This window comes from Paenibacillus sp. DMB20 (genome assembly GCF_000987955.1).
GTDB lineage: Bacteria > Bacillota > Bacilli > Paenibacillales > Paenibacillaceae > Paenibacillus_AQ.
The window spans coordinates 1-22,694 of sequence record NZ_LAZU01000033.1 but is presented as its reverse complement, the minus strand read 5'-3'; the positions used below and the strand labels follow the sequence as shown (position 1 = coordinate 22,694).

General features: G+C 49.6%; 24 protein-coding genes and 3 pseudogenes. 19 read left to right on the top strand and 8 right to left on the bottom strand.

Going from position 1 to position 22,694, the window contains the following annotated elements; genetic code table 11:
- Positions 1–30: 30 nt before the first annotated feature.
- The 3 genes from XI25_RS17845 (at position 31) to XI25_RS34920 (ending at position 2,008) form a co-directional block, all read left to right on the top strand.
- The gene (locus XI25_RS17845) at positions 31–561 is read left to right on the top strand and encodes a GrpB family protein (protein WP_046679586.1); all 531 of its coding nucleotides are present in this window, start codon (positions 31–33) and stop codon (positions 559–561) included.
- 357 nt (positions 562–918) lie between these two features.
- A complete protein-coding gene (gene csaA / locus XI25_RS17840; protein ID WP_046679585.1) occupies positions 919–1,248 on the top strand; it encodes a chaperone CsaA in 330 nt (109 codons plus the stop codon).
- Positions 1,249–1,753: 505 nt separating this feature from the next.
- Positions 1,754–2,008 carry a hypothetical protein gene (locus XI25_RS34920; RefSeq protein WP_235439957.1) on the top strand — a complete coding sequence of 85 codons (255 nt, stop codon included), beginning with the start codon at positions 1,754–1,756 and terminating at the stop codon, positions 2,006–2,008.
- Between the two features lie 108 nt (positions 2,009–2,116).
- Here XI25_RS34920 and XI25_RS17830 read toward each other — a convergent pair whose 3' ends face one another.
- Genes XI25_RS17830 through XI25_RS34910 form a run of 3 tightly spaced genes read right to left on the bottom strand, consistent with a single transcriptional unit; the run spans position 2,117 to position 4,438 of the window.
- On the bottom strand, positions 2,117–3,142 hold the full coding sequence (locus XI25_RS17830; protein ID WP_235439956.1) for an N-acetylglucosamine kinase: 1,026 nt from the start codon (positions 3,140–3,142) through the stop codon (positions 2,117–2,119).
- Positions 3,139–4,077: a family 4 glycosyl hydrolase gene (locus XI25_RS34915; protein ID WP_268794531.1), complete on the bottom strand. Its 939-nt coding sequence runs from the start codon at positions 4,075–4,077 to the stop codon at positions 3,139–3,141. The genes XI25_RS17830 and XI25_RS34915 overlap by 4 nt, the downstream gene beginning before the upstream one ends.
- Before the next feature lie 4 nt (positions 4,078–4,081).
- On the bottom strand, positions 4,082–4,438 hold the full coding sequence (locus tag XI25_RS34910; RefSeq protein WP_268794530.1) for a family 4 glycosyl hydrolase: 357 nt from the start codon (positions 4,436–4,438) through the stop codon (positions 4,082–4,084).
- 316 nt (positions 4,439–4,754) lie between these two features.
- Between XI25_RS34910 and XI25_RS17820 the strand changes: the two genes are divergently transcribed.
- The 9 genes from XI25_RS17820 (at position 4,755) to XI25_RS17785 (ending at position 13,098) form a co-directional block, all read left to right on the top strand.
- The gene (locus XI25_RS17820; RefSeq protein ID WP_046679583.1) at positions 4,755–5,618 is read left to right on the top strand and encodes a MurR/RpiR family transcriptional regulator; all 864 of its coding nucleotides are present in this window, start codon (positions 4,755–4,757) and stop codon (positions 5,616–5,618) included.
- 179 nt (positions 5,619–5,797) lie between these two features.
- Positions 5,798–6,712, top strand: a complete 915-nt coding sequence (gene murQ, locus XI25_RS17815) for an N-acetylmuramic acid 6-phosphate etherase (protein ID WP_046679582.1) — start codon at positions 5,798–5,800, stop codon at positions 6,710–6,712.
- A 37-nt stretch (positions 6,713–6,749) separates the two neighbouring features.
- Positions 6,750–8,186, top strand: a complete 1,437-nt coding sequence (locus XI25_RS17810) for an ABC transporter substrate-binding protein (protein ID WP_046679581.1) — start codon at positions 6,750–6,752, stop codon at positions 8,184–8,186.
- 88 nt (positions 8,187–8,274) lie between these two features.
- Complete coding sequence (locus XI25_RS17805) at positions 8,275–9,177, top strand: carbohydrate ABC transporter permease (RefSeq protein WP_046679580.1); 903 nt, start codon at positions 8,275–8,277, stop codon at positions 9,175–9,177.
- 18 nt (positions 9,178–9,195) lie between these two features.
- On the top strand, positions 9,196–10,056 hold the full coding sequence (locus XI25_RS17800; protein ID WP_046679579.1) for a carbohydrate ABC transporter permease: 861 nt from the start codon (positions 9,196–9,198) through the stop codon (positions 10,054–10,056).
- A 223-nt stretch (positions 10,057–10,279) separates the two neighbouring features.
- Complete coding sequence (locus tag XI25_RS36365) at positions 10,280–10,402, top strand: hypothetical protein (protein ID WP_327204808.1); 123 nt, start codon at positions 10,280–10,282, stop codon at positions 10,400–10,402.
- The gene (locus XI25_RS17795; protein ID WP_327204807.1) at positions 10,395–11,246 is read left to right on the top strand and encodes a GNAT family N-acetyltransferase; all 852 of its coding nucleotides are present in this window, start codon (positions 10,395–10,397) and stop codon (positions 11,244–11,246) included. The genes XI25_RS36365 and XI25_RS17795 overlap by 8 nt, the downstream gene beginning before the upstream one ends.
- A gap of 2 nt (positions 11,247–11,248) precedes the next feature.
- On the top strand, positions 11,249–11,953 hold the full coding sequence (locus XI25_RS17790) for a PIG-L deacetylase family protein (protein ID WP_046679578.1): 705 nt from the start codon (positions 11,249–11,251) through the stop codon (positions 11,951–11,953).
- 5 nt (positions 11,954–11,958) lie between these two features.
- On the top strand, positions 11,959–13,098 hold the full coding sequence (locus tag XI25_RS17785) for an exo-beta-N-acetylmuramidase NamZ family protein (protein WP_046679577.1): 1,140 nt from the start codon (positions 11,959–11,961) through the stop codon (positions 13,096–13,098).
- A gap of 135 nt (positions 13,099–13,233) precedes the next feature.
- Here XI25_RS17785 and XI25_RS17780 read toward each other — a convergent pair whose 3' ends face one another.
- The gene (locus tag XI25_RS17780; protein WP_235439955.1) at positions 13,234–14,271 is read right to left on the bottom strand and encodes a hypothetical protein; all 1,038 of its coding nucleotides are present in this window, start codon (positions 14,269–14,271) and stop codon (positions 13,234–13,236) included.
- Positions 14,272–14,592: 321 nt separating this feature from the next.
- Between XI25_RS17780 and XI25_RS17770 the strand changes: the two genes are divergently transcribed.
- The 5 genes and pseudogenes from XI25_RS17770 (at position 14,593) to XI25_RS17745 (ending at position 18,633) form a co-directional block, all read left to right on the top strand.
- Positions 14,593–15,609: a S66 family peptidase gene (locus XI25_RS17770; RefSeq protein WP_046679574.1), complete on the top strand. Its 1,017-nt coding sequence runs from the start codon at positions 14,593–14,595 to the stop codon at positions 15,607–15,609.
- Positions 15,610–15,713: 104 nt separating this feature from the next.
- The gene (locus XI25_RS17765; RefSeq protein WP_082112414.1) at positions 15,714–16,307 is read left to right on the top strand and encodes a TetR/AcrR family transcriptional regulator; all 594 of its coding nucleotides are present in this window, start codon (positions 15,714–15,716) and stop codon (positions 16,305–16,307) included.
- 141 nt (positions 16,308–16,448) lie between these two features.
- Positions 16,449–16,971, top strand: a pseudogene (locus tag XI25_RS32280) (DinB family protein).
- A 48-nt stretch (positions 16,972–17,019) separates the two neighbouring features.
- Positions 17,020–17,445 (top strand): DUF3995 domain-containing protein, encoded by a 426-nt coding sequence (locus XI25_RS17750; RefSeq protein ID WP_046679570.1) that lies wholly within the window; start codon positions 17,020–17,022, stop codon positions 17,443–17,445.
- A gap of 237 nt (positions 17,446–17,682) precedes the next feature.
- Entirely contained in the window at positions 17,683–18,633 is a 951-nt protein-coding gene (locus XI25_RS17745) for a DMT family transporter (protein WP_152669162.1), read from the top strand.
- 45 nt (positions 18,634–18,678) lie between these two features.
- On the opposite strand, the pseudogene XI25_RS17740 reads toward XI25_RS17745, so the two are convergent.
- The 4 genes and pseudogenes from XI25_RS17740 to XI25_RS17725 all read right to left on the bottom strand — a co-directional run bounded on the left by XI25_RS17740 (position 18,679) and on the right by XI25_RS17725 (position 21,123).
- Positions 18,679–19,075, bottom strand: a pseudogene (locus XI25_RS17740) (DUF2871 domain-containing protein).
- A gap of 90 nt (positions 19,076–19,165) precedes the next feature.
- Positions 19,166–19,498 carry an AzlD domain-containing protein gene (locus XI25_RS17735; RefSeq protein WP_046679568.1) on the bottom strand — a complete coding sequence of 111 codons (333 nt, stop codon included), beginning with the start codon at positions 19,496–19,498 and terminating at the stop codon, positions 19,166–19,168.
- Positions 19,489–20,212, bottom strand: a pseudogene (locus XI25_RS17730) (AzlC family ABC transporter permease). The gene XI25_RS17735 and the pseudogene XI25_RS17730 overlap by 10 nt, the downstream one beginning before the upstream one ends.
- A 95-nt stretch (positions 20,213–20,307) precedes the next feature.
- Positions 20,308–21,123 (bottom strand): TrmB family transcriptional regulator, encoded by an 816-nt coding sequence (locus tag XI25_RS17725; RefSeq protein ID WP_046679567.1) that lies wholly within the window; start codon positions 21,121–21,123, stop codon positions 20,308–20,310.
- Positions 21,124–21,484: 361 nt separating this feature from the next.
- Between XI25_RS17725 and XI25_RS17720 the strand changes: the two genes are divergently transcribed.
- Together XI25_RS17720 and XI25_RS17715 are read left to right on the top strand one after the other, a co-directional pair.
- A complete protein-coding gene (locus XI25_RS17720) occupies positions 21,485–22,357 on the top strand; it encodes an aminoglycoside 6-adenylyltransferase (RefSeq protein ID WP_046679566.1) in 873 nt (290 codons plus the stop codon).
- A 133-nt stretch (positions 22,358–22,490) separates the two neighbouring features.
- Positions 22,491–22,694 (top strand): HTH domain-containing protein (locus XI25_RS17715; protein ID WP_327204806.1); only part of this gene is annotated, 204 nt, incomplete at its 3' end.

The window sequence follows — 22,694 nt, the reverse complement described above, 5'->3', positions numbered from 1 at the left end:
GTCTTTGAGGAAGACAAAGGAGGGTTGAGCATGAGAGGTAAAGTAGAAATCCATGAATACAGTCCGGATTGGCCCAAAAGTTATGAGGCGGAGAGAGACGCTATTTTAACTGCCCTTCAGGGGATCTGCGAACATATGGAGCATATTGGAAGCACATCCGTGCCGGGGCTGGCGGCCAAGCCGGTCATCGATATGATGGCCGGGGTTCAAGAATTATGCCTCGTGACCCCCGACTACATTAAGCGTTTGGAAGCTGCAGGTTATGAATATGTACATAAACCGGAGTTCCCGGAAAGGATGTTTTTTCGCAAAGGATTATGGAGAGCCGGTACCCATCATTTGCATATCTATGAACATGGGGGAGAGCACTGGCTTCAAAATATCAGGTTTCGCGATTATTTGATCAAGCATCCCGAAGCCCGCCGGGAGTATGCCGCGTTGAAAAAGGAACTGCAAACGTTATACAGCGATGATCGGGTACGGTATACAGAGGTAAAGGCCCCGTTTATTTCGAACATGATGGAGCGGGCTCGGCGTGATTGGGAATCGGCAAATCATTAGCATTCGGCAACAACAAGAGAAAATATGAGAACTTATGGCTTCATTCAGCAAAGGAGAACGCATTTTGACTAATTTAACGTTGCTAAAACGGAAAGATCCTGATCTGATCATCGAATTATCTGTTTGAGAATACGGAGGAGCAGGTTTTAAATGCCGTCGCGTTAATTCAAAACATTCCATCCAATAAAGTTATCCTGAAATGCGGGTTCACAATGGAGAACGTGATAGAGATAGATGACGAACTGCACCATCACTATACGCTGAAGAAGCAGGACTGGTTGATGGGCGAAAATGAGAAGTAATATTAATTGGTAAGATAACCATCGGCATGCTCACATAAAGGAGAGATCATTAGTCATGGCAACGATCGAAGACTTTTTGAAGCTGGATATCCGGATTGGAACGATTTTAAAAGCAGAACCTTTTCCCGAAGCCCGAAATCCATCCATTAAGCTGAGAATCGATTTCGGCGACCTGGGCGTGAAGGATTCCTCGGCACAAATTACCCGGCGGTATAAACCGGAGGAGCTGGAAGGCCGCCAAATTGTTGCCGTTGTCAATTTTCCGCCAAGGAGAATTGCGGGGTTTAAGTCGGAGGTGCTTGTTCTGGGCGGGACGCCGGAGAAAGGCGACGTCGTGCTGCTTAGGCCGGATCATCAAGTGCCCGATGGTACCCCGATTGCTTGATTTTATGACTCGGCTCGGTTCAGTTCAGGTGCTTCGTCCAGAATAGACCAAGACTTTGGTCCAGGCTTTATCCTCTTCTCCGGTCGGTTTTGAATTGATCGTCCCGCGACTACAATAATGCTATGAGATTCAAGTGGCTTGGAGGAATAGGAAATGACTCATCAGCATTATGTTTATGTATTATTAACGGATACGGGGACGCTTTTTACAAGGCTCATCAAGTTATTTACTTCCGCACCTTATAATCACGCTTCGCTCGCCTTAGACGAGGGATTGCGCGAAACTTACAGCTTTGGCCGAAAGCATCATGCGAATCCGTGGAGGGGCGGGTTCGTCAGAGAAGATATTCACTCAGGCCTATACAGCCATTTTCCTTCTACCCGATGCGTGGTTCTGCGTTTGGAGGTTACGGACAAACAACGTACGGCGCTAAAAAAAAGCGATTGCTCAATACGAAAGAAACAAGGAGGACTACCGCTACAATCTGATGGGATTGTTCGGGGTCATGGTGAATATGAATTACGAGCCGAAAAATGCGTTTTTCTGTTCGCAGTTTGTTGTTGAAACGTTGAAAAAAGCGGGGATTTGGCTCTGGAACCGGCCGTCCGGTTTAGTCACTCCGCATTGCTTCCTGCTTCATCCGGAGCTTGAAGTGGTATATGAAGGGAAGCTTTCCGACTATCCGGGTCTGGAAAATTCTAGATCCGCTGCTGCGGTTCAGAGAATCAGGGATGTTCAGTATCAGGAACAAGCCGTTTGACTTATTACATATAATGAAGAGACGGCCGTCATGAAATGCTCTTTCATGATGGCCGTCTCTTTTTTTTCATTGTCTTGCCAGGATAATTCTGGAATGATTTTGAAGAAATCAAGCAGGGGATAGCCCTTTTTGAATCTTTTCAACCGAATCGATGATCATGGCCCTGGTTGCGGAGTCCGCCGGATGGCCGCGATGAAGCTCCAGCGCCCACAGGATGGCGCCCGTGGCGGGCGGCACCTCGAGCAGAATGAAATTGCACCGGTGACGTGCAAAGGATTCGACGTATGCCTTGTAAAGATCCCGCAGGACCGGACTGGCGACCTTTACCCACACCGAGCCGGCCATCACGATGTCCACCTCCGGACCGAAATCCAGGTTATGCATGCACCCTACGGTAGAGCAGGCCAGCTGCTGTGCGCTGTGGTCCAAAATCCGAAGCGCGGCTTCATCCCCCTGATCCGCAGCGGCGAACAGAATTTGAATCAGCTCGGTATTGGGCAGCGTCCGGTTGACTACGCCTTCCACGGCGTACTCCATGAAATAGGGCTTGCCGGGAATTTGCAGAAGCTCCATGACCGGTTCCGTCATCCGGGTCTCCGGTCCGAGGCGGTAGAAATAATCATACACCGCCCGAAGCACCTTTCTGGCCAAAAAGTACCCGCCTGCCTCATCGCCGGCCAGTTCGCTGCCTACGCCGCCAACCTGCAAGCGTTTACCGGTTGGGGATATACCGCCGGTAACCGTGCCGGATCCGTTGATCGAGCAGATGCCATAGCCTTTACCGCAGCCGGCCTTCACGCCCAGAAAGGAGTCGTTGTCCACGGCATAACGGGTAAAGCCGATCCGCTCGATAACCCGGCACAGGTTTTCCTTTTGCGAAGGGACGTCCGCCCCCGCCAAGCCAAAGGCTGCGGCGGATACCTGGTCCAGTGTCAACCGATTTCGTGCCAGCAGCTCCGTAATGTTCTCGTTCATGATCCGGTACGAGCTCTCATAGGCGTCCGGAAAACGCTCATGACTGCACGTTCCGGCGTGGATATGGTCCACGAATGTCCCGTCCATATCAAACAGGAAGTAGTCCGTCTTGCTGTTGCCGCCGTCTACGCCGATCACATACCGCTTTTCCGTCATCATATCTTTTCTTTCACGAAAAATTGCGGCAGATATTCCCGGTGGGCTTCCTTCAGCTCATGGAAGCAGTTGTAGGCGGCATCGTAGTCGCCCACCAGCGGGTTCATCAGGAGCGCGCGCATGGCGGCATCCTCATCGCCGCGCACGGCCGCGGCTACCGTTTCGCGCTCGTAAGCTTTAACCATTCTCATATAATCGATGATATGTTCATTATCGAAACCGGGAGCTTTTATCGGCTTCGCGCCGTCTTTGCCGATGACGGCACACACTTCAACCGCGTCGCTGTCCTTCATAAATTCCAGAGCGCCGTTGTTCAAGAGGTTAACCACGTGAACCTCTTGCTTATCGTTATAAATGGCATCGACAAGGCTGATCGCAACTTCCGAGTAATTCGCTCCGCCGCGGGAAGACAGGAGCTCGGGCTTGCTGTGCAGCTCCGAATCGGAGTAAATGCCAAGCAGTTCTTCTTCGATTTGCATGCATTTCTCTCCGCGCGTCAGTTCGCTTTCCTGGAGAAGCTTCAGCTTCTTGTTCTTGAAATAGTAATATTCCAAATAAGATGACGGGATGGCGCCGACCATCTGGACCAATTCCTTGCTGAAGCCGCTTGAAGGAATGTTCTTCATCGCTTCGCTGTTCAGTCCCATTTCGAGAGCCGTCTTCAAATAATCTTTGCCGTCCTGTTCAATGGCGGTAATCCAGCTGAGATGGTTCAAGCCGACATAAGTGAAGTTCGGATCCTTCAACTGAAGCGTTTCGCGAATGCTCTTGAACATGTTGAACGGAACATTGCACAGTCCGAGCATTTTCACATCGGAATGATTCAGCAGCGCTTCGGTGATGATTCCGGCCGGGTTGGAGAAGTTGATAAGCCAGGCGTCGGGACATAGCTCTTTCATTCGCTCCGCGATATGCAGCATGACCGGAATGGTCCGCATCGCTTTAAAAAAAGCCGCCGATCCCGCAGGTTTCCTGTCCGATCATGCCGTACTTGAGCGGAATGGTTTCATCCAGCACGCGTGCGGGCAGCTTGCCTACCCGGATTTGACCGAGCACGAAACTTGCATCCTTCAATGCCTCATCCAGATCCTGCGTTTTGATAACGCGGCAGGTCATGTCTTCGGCCTGGATCATGCGTTCGCACAGGCTCCCGACAATGTCCAGTTTTCGCGTATCGATATCCATCAGGACAAGCTCATCCAGAGGCAGAACGCTTTTGCGTTTAATAATCCCTTCGATCAGTTCCGGCGTATAGGTGCTGCCTGCTCCAACAATTGCGATTTTCAATTTTTTGCCCATCCGTTATCCCGTCCTTTCATTCCGCGAAAAAGCGGAAATCAATCGTCTCGATTCGCTGTTATTATAGCATTGCATTTCGAATTCCCGCAATATAAAATAGAATTAATATTCCAAAATGATAGATTGATAATGAAATAAAATTTCGAGTGATTGAGAGGGGGCTATAAGGCAAGCTGGCAGATTCGGCTTGTATTTTGAACCGATTGAGCTTATGATGATATTGATTTTTATCAAAATGCAAGCAGGTTTAAGATCAATCAGATATGAATACGGTGCAATACTATTTTATAGACCAGAGGATGAGTAGGAAAAGGATATGTCAATCAACGATAATATTTTAATCAAGATCCGGGACATGAAGGACAGCCTGACACCCGTAGAGAGGACGCTCGCGGAATATATTCTGGACAACCTTGAAGAAATTCCGCATCTGTCGATCAAAAGCCTCGCCCAGCTGACGAAGACCAGCGATGCTTCGGTGCTCCGGTTTTGCAAAACGATGGGGTACAGCGGCTACCGCAGCTTTATCGTCAGCATTTCGGCCTCGCTGGGCTCGATGGACGAGGAGCAAAAGCATCAATACACGGATATCCAGCCCGGCGACGACCTGACAACGATCATCTCCAACATTTCCAGAAACAATATCAAATCCATCGAAGACACGCTCAGCGTGATCAATAAGGAGGCGATTGCGCGTGCGGTGAAAGTGCTTCGGGAATGCAAGCGGATCGTGTTTTTCGGCATCGGCGCTTCCGGCCTTGTCGGTATTGATGCGGAGCAGAAATTCACGCGAATCAATAAAATGTGCCACACCTATACCGACGGGCACAGCCAGCTTACAGCGGCAACACTCCTTGAAAAGAACGACGTAGCCATTTTCATATCCAATTCGGGGAATACGGTTGAAATCTTGGATGCTCTCGACATCGCGAAGAAGAACGGTGCCAACATCATTGCGATCACGAAATACAACAAGAGCGAATTGGCGGAAAAGGCGAATATCGTGCTCAGCATCTCCACGCCGGAATTGACGATCCGCAGCGGAGCGATGGGGTCGAGAATCGCCATGCTGACGGTCGTCGATATCCTTTTTGCCGGCGTCGCGAGCGCGGAATACCGCAATGTAAAGAAATATTTAACGAAAACCCACAACATCATATCGAGCAAACACCGCAAATAAACCCAAAAGACACCGGCAAGATTATCGCTTGAGCCGATGTCTTTTTTTTGTCGAGTTTACAAAATAAAAAACCATTAAATAATTTTATAGCGAAATTTTATTTCAAAATATATTGACCAAACTGAAATTTATCGTTAAGATGCAATTAGAAATTAAATATAACGGAGAGGGGGATGGTTATGGATGAATATCTTGCGGGTCTGACAACGGAGGGAATCAACGATAAGACACAGATGATCGATGAATGCTCGACGGAACAGATGCTGCTTCTGATGAATGAGCAGGATGCGAAGGTGCCGGCTGCGGTTGCGGCTGAGATCCCGAACATCGTTAAAGCCGTAGACACCTTGCACGCTACGCTCCGGAACGGAGGCAGGATGTTTTACATAGGCGCCGGCTCTTCAGGCAGAATCGGTGTGCTGGACGCATCGGAATGTCCGCCGACCTTCGGTACGGATCCCTTGCTTGTGCAGGGTTACATTGCCGGAGGGGACATCGCGCTGAGACTTGCGGTAGAAGGTTCCGAAGATAACGAGGAGGAGGGGATCGCGCTTATCGAAGAAATCGGCGTCACCGATAAGGATGCGGTTGTAGGAATTACGGCCAGCGGGAGCGCCAAATTCGTGATTGCCGCTTTGCGAAGGGCAAGAGAGATTGGGGCGGCGACGATCGGGGTCGTGAATAACAAGGAATCGCGTCTTGCGCCGGTATGCGACATATGCATTGCGCCTGTCGTAGGGCCGGAGGTGATCATGGGTTCCACCCGCTTAAAGGCGGGGACGGCACAGAAACTCGTGCTGAACATGCTGACGACCTGCACGATGGTAAAACTCGGCAAGACCTACAACAACCTGATGGTAGACTTGAAGGCAAGCAACATCAAGCTGTACGATCGTTCCGTACGAATCATAAAAGCAGCCACAGGCGTTGATGACGAGACGGCTATTCCGTATTTGGAAAGCGCTTCCATGAACTGTAAATTGGCCATCATGATGATCAAAACCGGACTGGACGCAGGGGAAGCAGCGAAAGCATTGGAGCAATGCGAGGGCAGCCTGAAAGCGGCCATTCGCAGCTACTCTCAAGTGGTGTAATCGATTCGATATATATTTCAGGGGAGGTCTGTAAGAAATGAAAAGAAAAATGCGTACATTGGCATCCGTTTTTGCTTTAACTTTTGCTTTGACTTCTGTAACCGCTTGCGGCGGCGGAGACAAAGGAACTGAAAGTCCAGGGGCAACGAATAACCCGTCAACGGCTGACGCCAAAGACACGATCACGGCCCTGCTGCCTCCGGTATCTTCCGGATTCCAGGACAATTTTGCCCAAATGGAAAAAGATTTTAACGCGCTGTATCCGAACCTGACGCTGAAAATCGAGCCTGCGAGCTGGGAGGACATGACCCAAAAGCTGGACACCCAGGTTAACGCGGGCAGCCCTCCGGACATCGCTTTCATCGGCTCCGGCGGCATTGCGAAATACGTCGAGCAGGGAATGCTGATGGATATTAACGATGTGGCAACGAAAGAAATGGTTGAGGACTTCGACCCGGCTCCGCTGGAATACATGAAGCAGGGCGACAAGCTTTACGGATTCCCGGGATACATGGAAGTTCACGCCATTGGCGGGAACAAGCAGTACCTGGAGGAAGCCGGCATCGATTACAAGAAGGTGCAAAAGGACGGCTGGACTTACGAAGAGTTCCGTGAAGCGATCAAGAAAGGCGTCGTGAAAGAAGGCGACAAAACGTCCCGCTACGGCTTCGTATTCGCCACCGCCGGCGTTGCCTCAAAAGACTACCTGAACATTTTGATCAAAAACGCAGGCATGCCTGCCGCGTTTGACAAAGACCTGAAGTATGCATACACGCACAAAAACTTCCTGGAAGTGCTGAAGGCGATCCGCCAAATGATCGACGACGGCTCCATGCCGAAAGAGCTGAGCTCCGTGGACGCGGGCAAACGCTGGAACATGTTCCTTACCGGTCAAACGATGATTACGGGTAAAGGTCTTGCCACATTTGAAAACTCCGCCATCAAAAACAACGAGAAGCTGAAAGCCAATGATGGAAGCGCTGTACAAGGCAGTATCCCTGTAGATTACATCGTGCTCCCTGTTCCGACGTTCGTGGGCGAAAAGCAGCAGGCGAGCGTAGCGGTTGACGGTTACGTCACATTCCGCGGCAAGAAAGAACCGACGCCTGAACACAAAGCCAATGTGGTGAAAGCGGCATACTTCCTGGCCAGCGGCAAAGTGGCGGCGACCACGAACAACGATCTGTTCGCGGCCCATATCACGAAGAGCGGCAGAGAAGCTGCAAAAGACATGAAGATCGATAGAAACCCGGATAACGTGGCTGCCGTTGAAACGTTGCTGACGCAAGCCACGCCTGCACGCCCGGATATCCCGACCGATTTGGGCGCGAAGTCCATCAAATTGGAGGATGAAGTCATCATTCCTAAACTGCAGGCTCTGATTGCCGGAGAGATTACGCCTGAACAAATGTACGATGCCGTGAAAACGGCGGCGATTCAAGAATTCGGGGAAGACGGCATAGTGAAAAACTAAATGTAAACCATCGGATAGCCGCCTGGCAGCGCCTTCGCGGCTATCCGGTATATGCTTTTGAACCGAGCAGTGAAAGGAGCTTTGCATGATGACTCAAATCGCCAAACGAACGAAAAGACATCGAATCAAAGGAGACGGCGCGTACGGTTATGCTTTTATTGCCGTCGCCCTGGTCGTATTTGCGCTCTTTACCGCGTACCCCGTTGTCAGCGCGTTTATAATCAGTTTTCAAAAATACAAACCGCTTGGTTCAGAGTATGTCGGATTCGAAAACTATATTAATACATTCAGCGACAGCCTATTCTGGAAATCGGTTACGAACACGGTTGTATATACGGTGCTAACGGTTCCGGTATCTTTGTTCCTGTCTTTTGCCGTTGCCATTCTGATCCTTCCCTTGCGCAAAAAGCTGCAGACCGCGTTCAAGGCCATCTATTACTTGCCCGCGGTTGCATCCGGCGTGGCGCTTTCGGTGGTATGGCTGTGGATCTTCGATCCGATGCCAACCGGTATTTTCAACCGCCTGCTTGGCGTGTTCGGCATCGAAAACAGCAACTGGCTGGGATCAAGTTCCACCGCCATGTTCTCCCTCGTCCTGATGGCTTGGCTATCCAGTCACGGCACGAGCATTATCATCTATTTGGCTGCTTTGCTTGGAATCGATGAAAGCTATTACGAGGCTGCGGAATTGGATGGAGCGACATTCCTGAAAAAACTGTGGTATATCGTGATCCCGTGCCTGAAACCAACGACGCTGTTCCTTCTCGTTACCGGCGTCATCGGATCCTTCCAGGTGTTCCAGAACGCATACCTGATGACGGGCGGCGGTCCGGATAACGCAACCACCATGGTAGGCCTGCTGATCTTCAATAACGCCTTCAAATATTTTGAATTCGGCGAAGCGGCAGCTCAATCCCTGGTCTTGGCCTTCATCATTGCCACCATTTCATTCATTCAATTCAAATTCCTGGGCAAAGAAGTGGAATATTAAGGAGAGGAGGGCACCGATATGGCGCTGTATAACAGTCACACAGGAAAACCGGTCTTAAAGCAGACCCGTAACACGGCGATCATGGTTGTTCTTGTATTATTTGCTTTGGCTACGCTGTTTCCGATTTACTTTATGATCATTTCTTCCTTCGGGGATCCGGTGGAAGCGGGCGCAATGAGTTATTCCCTGTTCCCGTCCAAGATATCGTTCGAGTCGTACAAATTCTTCTTCAATTACAGCGAGCATTCCGTCCGCTGGTTGTTCAACTCGCTGATCGTGGCTACCACGGTTATGGTTTCCAACGTGTTTTTTGCCAGTCTCGCCGGTTATGCCTTCTCGAAAATCCGGTTTAAAGGCAGAGCAGTGCTGTTTTCCGTATTGCTTGTTTCGATGATGATTCCGTATCAGGTAACCCAGGTTCCGCTGTATATCCTGATCGTCAATGTCTTTGAAATTCAAAACACGTATTCTGCGATGATCGTACCCGGGCTGGTTACGGTGTATAACATATTCCTGGCCAAACAATTCATGGGCAGCATCCCCTCGGAAATTTTGGAATGCGCCAAGATTGAAGGGTGCAACCAGTTCCAAATCTACTTCAAAATCATATTGCCCTTATCCAAAACGGTGCTGGCCGTTATGGCGATCCTTACGTTTATGGACAGCTGGAACACGTTCTTCTGGCCTTTCCTCGTGACCAACACGATGGATATGCAGACGATTCAGGTAGGTTTGAAAAACTTCCGTTTTGCCAACACGACATACTTTGCGCCAATGATGGCGGGTGCCACCATTTCCGCCCTGCCGATGTTCATTCTTTTCTTCAGCTTGCAGAAATATTTCCTTGAAGGCGTTACCGTAGGTGCGGTTAAAGGATAAAGCGCAAAAGAGAACGTCATCATATTGCAACGACAAACGATGAATATGGTGAGGAGCCATATGCCCGGGGGAGACGAATGCCGAACTTCTTCGTATGCTGATGCAGTAAAGGGGTGACGGACGTATCCCTGCTTGTCCGCGAATAGCGGCGGGCTTTGTGCTCATCTGATATAGATTGAAAATAAGTCAAGGCGGCTGCCGACAGTCGAAAGGGTTGAAGGATATGCTGAAGTCCTGGGACAACCGTTATGCCGGAGAGGTTATCGCACTCTGGAATCATGAAGCGGTGAAGGACGGGTATAAGGAACTGACGGAGCAGAGCTTTCGGGAAATTTTTTTTGAATAACCGGTACTTTGATAAGGATAATGCGTTTGTACTGTTGGATGACGGTCGGGTTCAAGGTTTTGCGTGCGGATGTACGGGGGATGATCTGCCGCTCGGTCAAACGGCCGGATACATGACATGCCTTATTTTGGCGGTGGATTATCAGGAAGAGGGCAACTATCAATTGCTGCTCGAAGCGCTGGAGAACCGCTTCAAAGCTTTGGGCAAAAAGCAGGCGGATGTGCTGTTCTTCAATCCCATGATGCTGCCGTGGTATATCCCGGACACGCCCAAGCATGAGCACAACAACGCACCCGGCGTTCCGGTTGACGGAAAACTGTATGCTTTCTTGCTCTCGCAAGGCTACATAGAGCGCGCCAGAGAATGTGCGATGTATTTGAATCTGTCCGAATTCGTATATCCGGATGAAATGGCGGTCAAAGAAAATAAAGCGGCCGAGGAAGGTTATGCCGTGGAGCTGTTCCATCCGGACCGTCATCACGGGGTGTCCGATATGCTGTCGGGTTTCGATAATCCGCTTTGGCAGAAGGAAATCAGCGAATGCACGGCGGGCGGGGTGCCTGTCGTTATCGCGGCTCATAACGGGAAGGCGGCGGGGTTCGCGGGACCGGTCATCCGGCAGGACAACGGGCGCGGTTATTTCGCAGGCATCGGCGTTCATCCGGAGCATGAGGGACACGGGCTCGGAAGCATTTTGTTCTTCAAGCTTTGCGAGGCTTTCAAAAACATCGGCACCGAATATATGTCATTGTATACCGGGAGCGGCAATCCGGCCATCCGGATATACGAGAAAGCGGGCTTTCGGACGGTCAAACAATTTTCAGTCATGCGAAGGGAGTTTTAACGATGAGCGATGAAAAAATAACGGTGCTTGCGATTGGCGGACATGTCGGGGATGCGGAGCTTACGGCTGGCGGCGTGCTTGCTCACCATTCTTTGAAAGGCGACCGGATCGTCACGCTGGCTTTGACCGCCGGGGAGCGCGGAGTTCCGGCCGGCCGGGATATGGCCGATTACCGGGAGCAGAAGGTGCGTGAGGCCCATGCTTTCGCGGAAATGCTGGGCGGAGAGGCGATCGTCTTCGATACGCCGGACGGAGAGCTGAAAGACGATGAGGAAAACCGCTGGAAAGTGTGCGACGTCATCCGCAGGGTGCGTCCGAGCGTCATTATTACCCACTGGAAGAACAGCATGCATAAAGACCATATGACCACGCACCGGATCGTGAACGACGCCCGTTTTTTTGCCGGACTTCCTTCTTTTGAGCGCGAGTTGCCTGCTTTTTTTGCATCTCGTTTGTATTACGCGGAGAACTGGGAAGACGCTGTGGATTACAAGCCGTACGTATACGTGGATTTCTCCCGGGAAGCTTTTGATCTGTGGGTGAAAGCGGTGTCCCAACATTGGTTCGTAACCGGCAGCAAGTCGTTCCCTTACCTGGAGTATTATAAGCATTTGGCACGGGTGCGCGGGATCGAAGCGAGAAAAGAATACGCGGAAACGTTCATGATTCCCGAAGAGAGCAAGCGTGTTCTGAGAAGCGAGCTGTAGCCGATATGATCCGAAACGGTATTGATCGCATAGAGGATTATGCCCGTTTATTCGAAGGCCAAAGAATCGGGCTGATCACGTCGCCGACCGGGTTAAGCCGGGACTTTACGTCCACCATACAGATTTTGCACGAAAGGTTTCATTTGACCGCGCTGTTTTCGCCCGAGCATGGGGTTCGCGGAGACCAAGCGGCAGGAGCGTTCGTGGATACGTATAACGATCCCATAACGGGCGTGCCGGTACACAGCTTGTACCGCAAGGATTCCAAGCGTCTTACGCCCGAAATGCTGGATGAGGTGGATCTTGTCGTTTACGATATTCAGGATGTGGGAACACGTTATTATACCTTTATTTATACGATGCTTTATGCGCTGGAGGACTGCGCCAAGGCCGGCAAGGAAATGGTCGTGCTGGACCGGATTAACCCGCTGGATGGCGTAACGGTGGAAGGGAACGTGCTGAAAGCAGGGTACCAATCGTTTGTCGGGAATTACCCGCTTGCCATAAGATACGGCCTGACGGCCGGCGAAGTGGCGCAGATGGCCAATGAGCAGATGAACTGGAAGGCGACTCTCCATGTCGTGCCCTGCGGGGGATGGGAGAGGAACATGTTGTTCCCTGAAACCGGCGGGTTATGGGTCATGCCATCGCTCGGTCTTCCCAGATTCGAATCTTCGCTCGTATACCCCGGCACCTGCCTGTTCGAAGGAAGCAATCTGTCGGAGGGAAGAGGGACGACTGCTCCGTTTGAAATGATCGGAGCTCCGTTTATCGAGGCCGAGAAGCTGGCTGACGAGATGAACGGCTTGAAGCTGCCGGGAGTTCGGTTCCGCCCGGTATACTTTAAACCGAGCTTTTCCAAGTTTCAAGGGGAGCTTTGCCGCGGGGTTCAGCTGCATGTCACGGACTATCGGGCGTTTAAGCCGGTTGAAACCGGCGTCCGGCTTCTGTTCACGATCAAACGAAACTATGGAGAGTTCTCGTTTCTGCCGCCTGTAAAGGACAACGCCCGGCCGTTTATCGATCTCTTGGGCGGAGACAACATTTTCCGCGAAGAGTCATTGAACGTAGAGGATATGCTCCGAAGGTTCCGGGAAGAAAGCAGCGCTTTTGCAAAGTTGAAACAGCAGTATCATATCTATTAATGTTCAATGTGAGAAAAGCAAGACACTAGCCGAAGAAGCGGCTAGTGTCTTTTTTAGAGATAAAAAAGTATAACTTCAGAGGTTTGCCATCCTTATCTCGCAAGAAAAACTTCCGCCAAATTAGTTTACATAATATTATTCATGTAAACTTAGGTCCGGATCCACTTTCAGCGCCGCGATGAATTCCTGCGGCCGATCGATACATAGGTTAACATGCTTCACGCTGCGTTTATTTCCAAAGCGGCTCGTAACCTGGACGGGTGTGGCCATTTCCAGGACGATGTTCGGCGTGCAAAACAAAGGCGCGGCTGTCGTGCGTAGCTCACGAGCAGGCAATGGCTCGGTCAATAGCCGGATTCCAGAGATTTGCTCTCGCCTCAGATCGGTCCAAATGTCATGAGCAAAACGGATTCGGACCAGGTGTTCCGACACCAATACCGGATTCAGTTTCGTCAGTCGGAAGTCGGCGATCAGTACAAAGATGATATATGCATTGGAGAGGGACAAGATCCATGCCGCGACGGCGGACCATTGATGAATGAGAAAATGCAGCCCGATTCCTTCTAGGACAAGCAAATGAGCGGCAGCGATGACGATAACCAGCATGTTGGACTGTTCCGTAGTGCTGAAGGCTGTCGCATGTTCTTTCGTATACGGCTTTTTCCGCCAACTGAGCAGTGCATGGTAGCCGATAGAGGCTTCATGGGCGAACAGGCGGCCCAGCTTTTCAGAAGACGCCGTACCGGCAAAAGCGTTCGCAATGGCGTCTACGGGAGATGCTCCATCTTTCCTTAAAAAACGGTAGGAAGCGCGAAGGCGTGTCAAGAAGTAAAAAACATAGGCAGAGAGCCCGATTCCGGCACACAGGGCAGCCATGTCGATTGCCGGCCGGAACCCGGATCCGTGAATAGGAACGAACCATTGAGCGGTGAAGTAACCGGCCAAAGCGGTGGCTAGAGCCTGAGCGATAGCAGCCGGCTTCTTATTGCTTTGGCGGCGCATGCGCATCCAGAACACAAGCAGGGGCAGCACGAGCATGAAATCAAGAGCTACCCCCATGGACACGAGTGACGGAGGTGACTGGGCGGTTAGCATCATGGCAATATCGCTTGCTGCAATCAGCAATAGAAAGGCTAGCGGCCACGAGATGGAATTTCGGTTCAATCGAACCATGGTAACACTCCTCTCCAAACTTTTCTATTTTCATCTGGATAATTTCATCCGCTACAGGTACCAAGGGAACTTAAAAAACATGACCCCCATTCAATATTGAACTTTTCAAAAATCGGGCTGATCCGTTAAGTAAAATTCATGAAACAACTTTATTTTAACATTTCACTTTGTTTCGCACACGAAAAAACTGGAATTTTTTTTATGGGAAACGGTATATGGGGTCATGAAGGTTGAGAGTTAAAAACCGCTGGATAATAACGATTGGAACAATTTGTAGATCGGTGTAAAATAGTTGAAATAAACAAGGAAAGCAGGGGGAACATGATTAGATATCCGAGATTTACAGAGGGAGCTGTCATCGGAGTAACCGCTCCTTCTTCCGGGTTGGAACTTGAACTTCATGATTTGTTGAGCCAGTCGGCAGAACGAATGAGGGGAAGAGGCTTCGATGTCGTCTTGGGAGAGACGGTATGGACTCAGGATAAGGCCAAGTCGGCATCAGCGAAAAAGCGCGCCCTGGAGTTCAACGGCATGATGCAAACCAAAGAGATGGATGCGATCATTCCTCCGTGGGGCGGGGAATTGCTGATTGAAATTTTGGACCGCGTTGAATATGGCCAGTTAAAGGAAAAATGGATCCTCGGCTACTCGGATATCAGCGTTCTGCTTCTGGCCGTCACCTTGAAAACAGGAATAGCCACGGCCCACGGAACCAACCTGATTGATCTGAGAGGAGCCTATTCGGACGAGACGACAGCTATGTGGGAGCGGGTATTGTCTACGAAAGCCGGTGAATCGGTGACCCAGCACTCATCACCCAGGTACCAGAACGAATGGAAACACGATAATCCGACGCCTTGTATTTTTCATCTGACGGAAGAGACGAATTGGAAAACGGTCTCGGGCCGGAACGAGAAGATGGAGGGTAGGCTGTTAGGGGGATGTCTGGACGTGATCCGTCATTTGGTCGGCACCCCGTACGGCGACGTGGAGGGTTTTAGGAATAAGCACATCCCCGGGGAGCCGATTTTGTGGTATTTTGAAAACTGCGAGCTGCATACGACGGATCTTCGCCGCTCCCTGGTTCAAATGAAGCTTGCAGGGTGGTTTGATCACAGTTCCGGCATCATGTTCGGCCGCAGTTCGGCTAATGAACCTATCGGGAATTATACGGTTTTGGATGTTTACAAGGATTTATACGACGAGCTTCAGGTTCCTGTCATTTATGATATCGACTGCGGCCATGTGCCTCCGCAAGTCACGTTGATTAATGGGGCGCTTGCGGCGGTTGAAGTCGTGTCTGGAAAAGGGACGATCGTGCAGCATTTTAAACCGTAAAGGAATCACGGTGTGCGGTTGAAGACCTTTACCATCATAAAAATTTGAATAAAATGTATTGTTTCATTACAAAACATTGGGTATGCTGTAAGATGAGGTGATGAATGATGGATGGGTACAAACGTCGTACCGAAATGAAGAAGGAAAAAATCAAGAGGGCTGCCATGGAGCTGTTTATGACATACGGAATCGAGAAGGTCAGCATGGCCGAAATTGCAGGCAAGGCCAATGTTTCTCCGGTAACGATCTACAATTATTTCGGAGCCAAAGAAGAACTGTCCAAAAGAGTCATATCCGACATGCTTGAAGAAATGTGGCAGGAACGGATCCAATGGATCCAAAGCGAACTGCCTTTTCAGGAAAAAATAGAGAAGATGATTTTTGAAAGCACCGAATTTTCGGGAATGGCGAACCCGGATTTTTTGAAGGAGCTGATGTCGAGCAGCCCTGAAATGAGAAGAATCGTGGAGGAGGTGTATCAAAAATATTTAAATGCTTTACTGCAGTTTATCGATGAGGGCAAAAGGGAAGGGAGCATCAACAAGGACATTTCGAATGAGGCCTTTGTGTTTTATTTCAATATTTTGAAAGAGGCGAGCGCCAAAATCGAGGTGACGGCAGACAAGGATAAAAACCAGCGGATGGTAAAGGATCTCGTGACGCTCGTGTTTTATGGACTGTTAGGTAAACCGGAATAGCCGGGTTGGCGCAGCTCGCGCTGCATTTGCCAAAACCATTCATGCTTGGGGATAGCAGTAGACTTTTGAATGCGTAATATGCTAGTTTAGTAAAAAAATGATTTTTTTACATAACCGGTCAAGAGCCAAAGGAGGAGAAGCATGTTGTTAAAACGTCCATCTCAGAGTGATTATCCCGAGTATTATCAAACCTATGTAGGTTTAGTGCCGGAAGGAAACATGGAAGACCTTCTCAAAGAGCAGATGAAAACCACCGAAGAAATGCTCTCCAACGTATCCGATCAACAGGCAGGGTATCGGTATGCCGAAGGCAAATGGAGTTTAAAAGAAGTGCTCGGCCATATGATCGATACCGAACGGATCATGAGTTACCGCCTGCTGTGGATCGCCAGGGGAGATCAAACGCCTCTTGCGGGATTTGACGAGAACTTTTTTTGTGGGTCACGCCGGGTTTGACCAGCGGAGCATGGAGGATCTGCTAGATGAATATTTGGCCGTAAGACAATCCAGTTTAGCGTTGATCAGGGGCTTGCCGGAAGAGGCTTGGAGCAGAAAAGGATTTGCCAATGACAATGTGACTTCCGCCAGCGCGTTCGCTTACATCATCGCCGGACATGAGCTCCATCATCAGAAGATCATCAAGGAAAGATATTTGGTACAGTAAAATGTTTGGGGAGGCCCAAACTCGGCTGCCGATAGGGGGATCTACGGGATGGTAACGGCAATTCCTGTGTTGGCCGCGTGTATTTTGTTTGCTGTCGGCTTGCTCCATATATACTGGGCCTTTGGCGGGATATGGGGAATGGGGTATGTTCTTCCCGAGCAAGATGGCAGGAAAGTTTTATCCCCTGGGGTCGGCATGACTTTGCTAGTTGCCATACTAGTGATTGCGGCAGGAATTGTGCTTCTCCTTCAAGCCCGAATTATCGAACTGACCCGCCCCTATCTTTTGGTCCGAATCGGGGCATGGGTGTGTGCTTGTGTCTTTGCCCTTCGGGTCGTCGGTGAGTTCAATCATTTCGGTTTATTCAAGAAAAAGAGAGATACGGCCTTTTCGAGGATGGATACTCTATTGTATATGCCGCTTTGCGCATTTTTGTCCTTGGCATTTATCATCGCGCTAAGTTATGAAGGATAAGATCAATAAACTTAATGGCATTATCGTAAGATGAATTCTATCAGCACAAATCGTGTCGGGGAAAAAACGCAGATGCTTCTCCATCGTGAAGGCCGTTAGGAACGGCCAAAAGGGAGGGGAGTCTGCGTTTTGTCTTTTGGGTAAAACAAGGTAAAATGTGAGAGTGCCTCATAAGAAACAGGGTCCTGCGGCTGTAAAGCCAGCAGGTCCCTTCAGCCGATTAAGGAGTGATTCATCGTGCCAGGAAATTCAAAAGCATCTGCCTATGCTGCTGCCATAGCCAATGCCCTGATTATCGGACTGTCCTTTTTATTCGTAAAAATCGCTCTCGATTCGGCAGATCCCTTGGATGCGTTGGCCCACCGGTTTACGATATCGTTTGCGGCCGTTTTGATTCCCGTACTGTTCGGCTGGTTGAAGATTCATATTCGTTTCAGGGACGTTGTAAGGATATTACCTGTTGCGATATTCTATCCGGCGCTGTTTTTCGGGTTTCAGGTTTTCGGGCTGATGTACAGTACTTCTTCCGAAGGCGGTATCATTATGGCGTTATCGCCGATTTTTACGGTTCTGCTCGCCGGGATCTTTCTGAAGGAACAGACCACGGTTTGGCAGAAATACGCCGTTTTGCTTTCGGTTACGGGCGTGATTTATATTTTTGTCATGAAAGGCACTTCCGTGGACCTTGCCAATTTTAAAGGGCTTGCGCTGCTGGTACTATCCACGATATCCATGGCTATATACAGTGTGATGGCTCGAACGATGACCAAGCAGTTCAAGCCGTTGGAACTGACATTTGTGATGCTGTTGATCGGGTTCCTCTTCTTTAACGCGATTTCGCTCGTCAACCATGCCTGGAACGGCAGTCTGAACGAGTACGTTCAGCCGTTAACGGTTCCGTCCTTTGTGTTGTCTACTTTATATCTGGGAGTCCTGTCTTCGTTTGTAACGTCGTTGTTGTCCAACTTTGCGTTATCACGGATCGAAGCTTCCCAAATGAGCGTTTTCGGCAATCTGGCTACATTGATTTCGATGCTGGCCGGTGTCCTGTTTTTGCAGGAAGAGCTTGGATATTACTACATCATCGGAGCGGTCATGATTGTGGCGGGCGTGCTGGGCGTCAACTTCCTCACCCCGTCAAGATTAGGACAAGGCAGGGCAGCAAAAGAGATAACGAAGGAAAGCTGAGGAAACAAAATGGGCCGACGGAATTTTTCCGCCGGCCCATCGTCTTTATTGGATTCGTTTGCCGAGAAGAATCAGCAGCCAAATGATGCCGGCGCCCAGAATGGCATGGCCCAGTCCGGCAATGTGAGGCAGGAAACTGATGTCATCTCCGTTGACCTGAAGCATGCCGCGGACAGCCATGGCAGCGATAGTCGTGAGCAAGCCGAGATTATACACAATGTACCAGGCCCCAAAGGATTTAGCCTCATGCACATGAAACAGCTTGCCGAGGATCAGGGCTATAATAAAGAACATAAATCCAAGGACGAGGATGTGGGTGTGGACTCCTACCAAAACCGTATTTCCCGTAAAGTCGTTATGCTTGGTGATTTCGCGGTAAAAAAATGCCGGCCATGAGCCCCAGGATCGCATAGAAAAAAGAAGTATAATATAGTTTTTTCATGATCATAATTCCTTTCGTTGTATGGATTACCGAGAGTATAACACGCAAATAAGAAGGGAATATGAACTGAATGTTACAAGGTGAATAATTTCACACTAAACTTAAATGAAAAGTTTTAATAAAAAAGATGACCATAATCCCGGCAGCGACGGTAAACACAAGGCTTTTGGTGAGCCATGCGACGGTAACGGATACTGCTGCCGCCATCAGCCTTGAAGGCTGCCATGAAGCTTGTTCCCCCAAGGGAAGAAGCTCTTGAGCGAGCAATGACGCCAGAATGGCAACCGGAATATAGTGGAGCCAACGCATCGCCCATTCTGGCAGATTGATTTTGCTCAGAACAACCAGGGGAACTACCCGGGGCAAAAAGGTAACGATGGTTCCTCCTATGATGATTAACAGTACTTCCCATCTTACTTCCACTTTTCCATCACCATCCCTAACGCCGCAGCCATAATGGTAGCGGCAATCACATCCAGACCCGAAGAAAGGAAAGGGCTGGCCGCCGCCGTGAGAATAACGGCACCGATGACAACCCAAAGATCAACGCCCATATTCGAACGGCCGAGAAGCTGTAATATCAGCAGTCCGATAAACATGGCGGGCAGGGCGAAATCAAGACCGAAAGCCTCGGGCTGCGTGACCCACTGTCCCAAGTATCCGCCGAGCAGATTTGCAATCGCCCAGTTGAGATAGGCCGTTACGTTTAATCCAAGCATCCAGCGGAAGTCAGCGCGTTTTTTTACTTGAAAGCTCATTGGCTGCGACGCCGAAGGTTTCGTCTGTCAGCAAAAAGCCCGTAATCGTATTTTTCCATGTTGACAAATGTCTGAAATAAGGCGAGAGGGCCGCGCTTAATAAAAGATACCTCAGATTGACAATAAAGATCATGATAATAATGGACGTCACGGGTGCACCGGCAACCCACATTCCCGCGGCGATAAATTGGGCGGAACCGGCATAGAGCAGCAGGGACATCAAGGCGATTTCCATCAGGCTGAAGCCGGCCGTTCTCTCGACGACTCCGGCAGCAAAGCCGATGCTCAAGTACCCGAGAATGGTAGGCAGGCAGTCCTTGACTCCTCTCAGAAAGCTGTTCTCCTTATTTAATATGGCCGCATTCTGTTTAAGCTCCAATTGCAATCCTCCAATCTAATGTTCGAATCATTTCGTTCAACCCGTTTTAGAGGTTATAGACATAACTACTATAAAAAAGCGGGAAGAAAAACGGTTCATTCAGACGTGAACCGTTTCCCAGTCACCACTTGAATCAAATCGGGTTTGGTTCGCCACAGGGCATCCAGCTTGTTCGGGCCAAACTCCTGCGTAACCTCCTCAATCATGATGTCATGTCTGATATATTCGGTGGCAACGAGCACGAGAGCGGGATCTCTCGTCTTAACCGCCCAAGCGGGGGAGTGATCCGAGAAATTGGCGATCATCACTTCTTCGCCGTCCCGTGCCGCAACCGTCAAATGGCCCCCCATCCGCTTTTTCACGACGTCAGGCGGCATATAGTTGTGGTGGTAGGTTAACCCAAGACGTGTTTCGGGTGCCCCGAACAGGATCGAGAATACCTGCGTCCCTGTTTCAGTCAACCGATCAACCGCTTCCTTGATTAGGAGGGCCTGCGGTTCCCAAACGGACAACCATAATTCATGCTTGGTTTGATGAATCAAGGCGAGCATTTCTTCCATGACATGTTCGTTGCTTCGAATCCGCCAGATGACATCCGTCTCGCGCTCGCTTTCGAGAGCGGATAATTCGTTTTCCAATAACTCAAAAGAGGCTTCGAACGTTTTACGCAAACGTTCAATTAAGTCTTTTGCCGGTACCGGCGAATATTTCATGGGCTCCGAAGGGACCGTGTAAACAGCACCCTTATCCAATAATTTGCCGAGAACTTCGTAGATCATCGAACGGGGAACGCCCGACCGCTTGCTTATTTCGTATCCGGTTACCGGAGAATTTTTGAGCAACCCGACGTAAGCCTTGCATTCATATTGCGAGAAGCCCAATTTCTGAAGCTCTTTATAGATGACCTCCATGGAATGCAAATCCCTTCAATTTTAGTAGTTATTAATATACCTACTATTAAACTTCACGTACCCTTTATTGTCAATCGTTGTTTGTCACCTGCCTGAGAACAAGCGGCAGCCCAAAAAAGGAATGGGCTTAAATACCCTTGAGCATTCTGCTTAGAGGGGATTGTTCTTAGATTGAAGAATCTGTTAATCTTTAGGGAGACGTAGATCCTATAGATAGGAGAGAATATGATGAAAAAAGAACTTGATAAATTATAACCTTTTCTTCCGGCGGGCAATTGCGGCACACGACGGATTCGTGCGCCTCCGGACTGAGTTTTGGACTTCAACATTGAATATGAATACGGAGGCGTGCGAATACGAGATGAGAAGCGAAAAAGAAATGCTGAATGTCATATTGGAAGTGGCCGAACGGGACGAGAGGATTCGCGCGGTAACATTAGAAGGCTCAAGAACGAACCCCAATGTTCCGAAGGACATGTTTCAGGATTATGATATCGCCTTTCATGTAACGGATATGGAGTCTTACATTAATGAACCCGGATGGATCGATGTTTTTGGCGAGCGGATCATTCTGCAGACTCCCGAGGCGATGTCCATGTTCCCGCCGGAACTTGGTGGATGGTTTTCCTATCTGATGTTGTTTACGGATGGCAACCGCATTGACCTGACCTTGATTCCGCTGGATGAAAAGGACGATTATCGTGAGGAAAATAAGCCGATGACGGTGCTTCTTGACAAAGACAACGTGCTTTTCGATGTTCCCCCGCCAACCGACGAAGGCTATTGGGTAAAAAGGCCTTCAGCCGCTTTTTATGCGGATTGCTGTAACGAGTTTTGGTGGGTCTCCACGTATGTTGCGAAAGGTTTGTGGAGAAAGGAAATCCTTTATGCGCAAGAGCATTTGAATAAGGTTGCAAGACCCATGCTGTTGAAGATGCTGGAATGGCAGGTTGGGATTCAGACCGATTTTAGCGTCAGCATCGGCAAGTGCGGCAAATATCTGGAGAAGTATCTTGCGGAGGATCGTTGGAAGGCACTTTTGTCCACTTATGCCTCGGGAAGCTATGACGAGGTGTGGAGGGCCCTGCATGCGGCCGGAAACCTGTTCCGGACGACGGCGCTGGAGGTAGCCCGAGCGTTAAACTTCGAGTATCCGATCGAGGACGACCGGCGAGTCGCGGCCTATCTGCGCCACGTACAAGGGTTGTCGCCAGATGCGACCGAAATTTATTGATCATTAATTAAACAAAAACAGTCTGACACTCTTTTGTTGAACTGTGACCCATAAGATGGACACTTTGAAAAAAGTGACTTCTTGTGGGTCATTTGTGTTTTAATCAAGGTATGTGACGAGGAGTGATACGAAAATGGGAAAGTTGAAACGGGTGCTCTTTACCGAGGAGCAAATGAGGAAGCTGGATCATAATCCAAACGTACATCATGTGACCGAGGCGGCCATTACATACACACCTACATTCAAGCTGGAGGCGCTGAAAGCCTACAAGCAGGGGCAGACACCTTCAGAAATCTTTATTCGTGCAGGCTTCGACCTGGACATTATTGGTCATAAG

Excerpts from the sequence above, each read along its gene's own strand:
- XI25_RS17845 (WP_046679586.1), top strand. The coding sequence starts at position 31 with ATGAGAGGTAAAGTAGAAATCCATGAATACAGTCCGGATTGGCCCAAA.
- csaA (WP_046679585.1), top strand. The coding sequence starts at position 919 with ATGGCAACGATCGAAGACTTTTTGAAGCTGGATATCCGGATTGGAACG.
- XI25_RS34920 (WP_235439957.1), top strand. The coding sequence starts at position 1,754 with ATGGTGAATATGAATTACGAGCCGAAAAATGCGTTTTTCTGTTCGCAG.
- XI25_RS17830 (WP_235439956.1), bottom strand. The coding sequence starts at position 3,142 with ATGATGACGGAAAAGCGGTATGTGATCGGCGTAGACGGCGGCAACAGC.
- XI25_RS34915 (WP_268794531.1), bottom strand. The coding sequence starts at position 4,077 with ATGCGGACCATTCCGGTCATGCTGCATATCGCGGAGCGAATGAAAGAG.
- XI25_RS34910 (WP_268794530.1), bottom strand. The coding sequence starts at position 4,438 with ATGGGCAAAAAATTGAAAATCGCAATTGTTGGAGCAGGCAGCACCTAT.
- XI25_RS17820 (WP_046679583.1), top strand. The coding sequence starts at position 4,755 with ATGTCAATCAACGATAATATTTTAATCAAGATCCGGGACATGAAGGAC.
- murQ (WP_046679582.1), top strand. The coding sequence starts at position 5,798 with ATGGATGAATATCTTGCGGGTCTGACAACGGAGGGAATCAACGATAAG.
- XI25_RS17810 (WP_046679581.1), top strand. The coding sequence starts at position 6,750 with ATGAAAAGAAAAATGCGTACATTGGCATCCGTTTTTGCTTTAACTTTT.
- XI25_RS17805 (WP_046679580.1), top strand. The coding sequence starts at position 8,275 with ATGACTCAAATCGCCAAACGAACGAAAAGACATCGAATCAAAGGAGAC.
- XI25_RS17800 (WP_046679579.1), top strand. The coding sequence starts at position 9,196 with ATGGCGCTGTATAACAGTCACACAGGAAAACCGGTCTTAAAGCAGACC.
- XI25_RS36365 (WP_327204808.1), top strand. The coding sequence starts at position 10,280 with ATGCTGAAGTCCTGGGACAACCGTTATGCCGGAGAGGTTATCGCACTC.
- XI25_RS17790 (WP_046679578.1), top strand. The coding sequence starts at position 11,249 with ATGAGCGATGAAAAAATAACGGTGCTTGCGATTGGCGGACATGTCGGG.
- XI25_RS17785 (WP_046679577.1), top strand. The coding sequence starts at position 11,959 with ATGATCCGAAACGGTATTGATCGCATAGAGGATTATGCCCGTTTATTC.
- XI25_RS17780 (WP_235439955.1), bottom strand. The coding sequence starts at position 14,271 with ATGGTTCGATTGAACCGAAATTCCATCTCGTGGCCGCTAGCCTTTCTA.
- XI25_RS17770 (WP_046679574.1), top strand. The coding sequence starts at position 14,593 with ATGATTAGATATCCGAGATTTACAGAGGGAGCTGTCATCGGAGTAACC.
- XI25_RS17765 (WP_082112414.1), top strand. The coding sequence starts at position 15,714 with ATGATGGATGGGTACAAACGTCGTACCGAAATGAAGAAGGAAAAAATC.
- XI25_RS17750 (WP_046679570.1), top strand. The coding sequence starts at position 17,020 with ATGGTAACGGCAATTCCTGTGTTGGCCGCGTGTATTTTGTTTGCTGTC.
- XI25_RS17725 (WP_046679567.1), bottom strand. The coding sequence starts at position 21,123 with ATGGAGGTCATCTATAAAGAGCTTCAGAAATTGGGCTTCTCGCAATAT.
- XI25_RS17720 (WP_046679566.1), top strand. The coding sequence starts at position 21,485 with ATGAGAAGCGAAAAAGAAATGCTGAATGTCATATTGGAAGTGGCCGAA.